This window comes from Streptomyces sp. NPDC059900, from assembly GCF_050270335.1.
Lineage (GTDB): Bacteria > Actinomycetota > Actinomycetes > Streptomycetales > Streptomycetaceae > Streptomyces.
The window spans coordinates 1-2,300 of the sequence record NZ_JBNNJZ010000893.1 but is presented as its reverse complement, the minus strand read 5'-3'; the positions used below and the strand labels follow the sequence as shown (position 1 = coordinate 2,300).

Sequence of the window (2,300 nt, the reverse complement as noted above, 5' to 3'; positions counted from 1 at the left end):
CGGACGCCCAGATCAAGGCGGACCTCGCCAAGTACGACCTCTGGGACCGCTACGACTTCGACGGCGACGGCAACTTCAACGAGCCGGACGGCTACATCGACCACTTCCAGCTCGTGCACGCGGGCGAGGACGAGTCGGCCGGCGGCGGCGCCGAGGGCACCAACGCCCTGTGGGCGCACCGCTGGTACGCGTACGGCAACGACGCGGGCAACACCGGCCCCGGCAACAACAAGGCCGGCGGCACCCAGATCGGCGACTCGGGCATCTGGGTCGGCGACTACACGATGCAGCCGGAGAACGGCGGCCTCGGCGTCTTTGCCCACGAGTACGGCCACGACCTGGGCCTGCCCGACCTGTACGACACCTCGGGCAAGGGCGAGAACTCGGTCGGCTTCTGGTCGCTGATGTCGGCAGGGTCCTGGCTCGGCACCGGCAAGGACGCCATCGGTGACCTGCCCGGCGACATGACCGCCTGGGACAAGTTCCAGCTGGGCTGGCTCGACTACGCCAAGGCCAAGGCCGCGACGACGTCCGAGCACAAGCTGGGCGTCTCGGAGTACAACACCCGCCACCGCCAGGCGCTCGTCGTCGACCTGCCCAAGAAGGCCGTCACCACCACGGTCACCAAGCCCACCGAGGGCTCCAAGCAGTGGTGGAGCGACCAGGGCGACGACCTCAAGAACACCCTGACGCGCTCGGTCGACCTGACCGGCAAGTCCAAGGCCGAGCTCACGCTCGACGGCTGGTGGGACATCGAGGCCAACTACGACTACCTCTACACCGAGGTGTCGACGGACGGCGGCGCCAACTGGACGCCGGTGGACGGCACCGCGGACGGCAAGGCCATCCCGCGCGACGCCGGTGACAAGCCCGCGTTGACCGGTGCCTCGGGTGCGTACAAGAAGCTGGCGTTCCCGCTCGACACGTACGCCGGCAAGAAGATCGACCTCCGCTTCCGCTACTCGACGGACGGCGGCGCGGGCGGCAAGGGCTTCGCGGCCGACGCGCTCGCGGTCACCGCGGACGGCGCCAAGGTCTTCGAGGACGGCGCCGAGGGCGACGACAACGGCTGGACGGCGAAGGGCTTTTCGCGCATCGGCGAGTCCTTCACCAAGAAGTACGACCAGTACTACCTCGCCGAGAACCGCCAGTACGTGTCGTACGACAAGACCCTTGAGGTCGGCCCGTACAACTTCGGCTTCTCCAAGTCCCGTCCGGACTGGGTGGAGCACTACGCGTACCAGACCGGTCTGATGGTCTGGCAGTGGGACACCTCGCAGAAGGACAACAACACCAGCGCCCACCCGGGCGAGGGCCTGATCCTTCCGGTGGACGCGCACGCCAAGCCGCTCAAGTGGGCGGACGGCACCCTGCTGCGGAACAAGATCCAGCCGTTCGACGCGCCCTTCAGCAAGTACGCGACCGACAAGTTCACGCTCCACAACGCGGACGTCGCGCTGAAGATCAAGTCCCAGAAGGGTGTCCCGGTCTTCGACGACCACAAGGGCACCTACTGGTACAAGGAGAACGGCACGGGAAGTGTCAAGGTCACTGACACCAACACCCAGATCAAGATCATCAAGCAGCCGAAGGATGGCTCGACGATCACGGTCCAGGTCGGTCCCTCCAAGAAGTAATTAGCATTTTCGCAGGTCAAACCATGATCGGCCGTCGCCCTCTAGCGGGCGGCGGCCGATCGTGTTTAGGTGCGTCGTGTGGATTTCTTATTGACACGGGGTCCGGCCAGGGGCCCCGTGCGACGCTTCACGGGGGTGTGACCAGCCATGTCCGCAGGAGGTTTCAGCAAGCTGCCGAACGGCAGCGTGGTGGTGGCCCTGACCCTGCCGAGCCCGTACGCGGGCGGCGGCAACGTCCGCATGATCGTCCTCGCCATGAACCGTGCGAGGGCGCTGACGCGGCTGCGGAACCTGGGTATGCGTGCCGTCTATCTCCGGGGCAACGCGGAGCCGCCCACGCCGGACGAGATCACGGCGGTGCTGCATCACCCTGACGGGTTGATATGGCGTGCGGCGCCGGACGCGGCTGCTGAGCTTTGGCATCCCATACGCGCCCTGAAGCGGCAGGCTCTGCAGGGGCAGAGACCCGGGCGGCCGGAGGCCAGCACCTCCGGGGTCTGATCTTCGCCTGCGGGGCCGGTGGGGGCTGGTCGCGCAGTTCCCCGCGCCCCCGACGGGGCCCTTGCGGGCCCCTTGCGCGGTTCCCCGCGCCCCCGACGGGGCCCTTGCGGGCCCCTTGCGCGGTTCCCCGTGCCCCTGACGGGGCCCCTGCGGGCCCCTCGT

2 protein-coding genes are annotated in these 2,300 nt (G+C 68.0%); both read left to right on the top strand.

Annotated elements, in window-relative coordinates:
• Nucleotides 1-1,637: immune inhibitor A domain-containing protein (locus ACQKIP_RS45390; protein WP_427745674.1), on the top strand; the 1,637-nt coding region annotated here is incomplete at its 5' end.
• Nucleotides 1,638-1,784: 147 nt separating this feature from the next.
• Complete coding sequence (locus tag ACQKIP_RS45385) at nucleotides 1,785-2,138, top strand: hypothetical protein (protein WP_365857331.1); 354 nt, start codon at nucleotides 1,785-1,787, stop codon at nucleotides 2,136-2,138.
• Nucleotides 2,139-2,300: the final 162 nt, after the last annotated feature.